The organism is Desulfofundulus sp. (assembly GCF_049701015.1).
Taxonomy (GTDB): Bacteria; Bacillota; Desulfotomaculia; order Desulfotomaculales; family Desulfovirgulaceae; genus Desulfofundulus.
On record NZ_JBNATZ010000371.1, the window covers coordinates 1 to 1837 of the forward strand.

The 1837-nt window shown below is 48.6% G+C and carries 2 protein-coding genes; one reads left to right on the forward strand and one right to left on the reverse strand.

Features of this window, described 5'->3' with window-relative positions:
* Positions 1 to 223: hypothetical protein (locus tag ACPLUI_RS14515; protein ID WP_424660951.1), on the reverse strand; the 223-nt coding region annotated here is incomplete at its 3' end.
* 437 nt (positions 224 to 660) lie between these two features.
* Between ACPLUI_RS14515 and ACPLUI_RS14520 the strand changes: the two genes are divergently transcribed.
* Positions 661 to 1815: a trypsin-like peptidase domain-containing protein gene (locus ACPLUI_RS14520; RefSeq protein WP_424660952.1), complete on the forward strand. Its 1155-nt coding sequence runs from the start codon at positions 661 to 663 to the stop codon at positions 1813 to 1815.
* The last annotated feature ends 22 nt before the right edge of the window (positions 1816 to 1837 follow it).

The window sequence follows — 1837 nt, forward strand, 5'->3', positions numbered from 1 at the left end:
CCGTTCCTGTCGGACCGATCACCAGCGAGTGCAGAAACCGGTCGTAATACCCTACCTCTACGGGCTTGCCGGTCCTGTCGTCAGAGCATATCACCACCGAACAAGAGTTTTCAGGCAGGCGCACCCCCGCCTCCCTGGCTATCTTCTTCGCTTTTGCATCCAGTTTCTCCAGACGTTCTCCCATACCGTCAAAAACCTGCGCCAACTTCTTCAGCCAGTTCATCGCTGTTGCCCCCTTTTTTCTTTTCCCTTCAGGCCTGAAAAAGGAAAAAGCGCGGGATTCCGCGCGTCTGAAGAAAGTCAATGATAATCTGCCAGGATATTATGAAAGGTTATTCTAATCCCCCCCATGCAACCACGCTATTATTTCGGCCCGGCCCGGAGTCAGGGCTTTCGCTACGGTCTGGAGCACGCGGGACAAATTTCGGCTTGACGGAGGGAAATTCTGGTGCCACGCAAGTGAGAGCCCACGTTAAAAGCCTGGTTTCCACTGGTTAGAAAAGGAAAATGTGAACGTCTGACGAATTTAACCAACCGAGGAGTTAGTAGAAATTAATTACAGTGGTCCTAGATATTTTTTAAAGGGAAATTATCAAGGGAACCTCTGTAGTTGAAGAACAGGCTGTTGAGAAATTGTTTTAAGGAAAGGAGAGAGGTAACTTGCCCGGGCACAGGTGTTTTTTCTGTCTCAGCTTCGTCCTTACTGTGGTTTTAAGTTTCGTTTCTTTCCCGTCCATAGCTATGGCTGGCCATGCAGCCTCATTTCAACTCGGAAATACATCATACATAATGGATGGCCAGGAGCGCAGGATGGACGCATCACCCTGCATAAAAGACGGCCGAATCTTTGTGCCTGTACGGTACCTGGCCTATGCATGCGGTATCACTGAACAAAACATAGTTTATGAAAATGGAGTTATATATCTGAATTCTGGTACTGTAGTAATCCAGATGACTGTAGGCAACCGGGTAATAGTGGTTAACGGCTTGAGTAAATTTATGGATGTTGCGCCGGTACAAGTGCATGGTCGTACCTACTTACCGGCCCGCTATATCGCCGAAGCATTGGGTTATACCGTAAACTGGGATGCCAGCACACAGACGATATCGATCATCAAGCCGGAGGGAGAGGAGACAAACAATAAACCGGAGCTACTCTCAGTAGGCAAAGTAGTAGAAATCGCCCAGCCTGCGGTTGTCATAATTCAAACAAGCAGGGGCCAAGGCAGCGGCTTCTTCTGGTCCTCAGATGGCGAAATAATCACCAACGCCCACGTTGTAGCTGGCTCACGGGACATAACGGTGACAACCTTTGAAGGAAGGACGTACCAGGCCCGTATAGAAAAACTCGATGCGTATCTGGACATCGCCATTCTCAGGGTAGATGGGAATACGTTTACTTTCATACCCCATTACAACCTGGAAGTAAAATGCGGGGATGAAGTTGTTGCCCTAACCAACCCGCTGGGCCTGAAGTACAGCGCGTCCAAAGGTATTATCAGTGCCATAAGGGACATCAGGGAGGTAGACCCTGACAGATCTGGAATAAGGATTCTCCAAACCGATGTCTCGGTTCTCCCGGGAAGCAGCGGCGGCCCACTTTTGAACATGTACGGCGAAGTGATCGGCATAATTTTTGCGGGAAAGGGAGTGGGGCTGGGGCTAAACTTTGCCCTGCCAATAGACTATTATTTTACAGTATCCGCAAAACCCCCCTTCGGTATTAAAGATGACTTCTTGCTCTACCGTATGGAAGAGAAAAAATGGATTGAGTTACATAATCAATTTATATACCCGCCCAGGCTGAAGTGGTGAGAAAGATCCTTGAGGAGGAAGA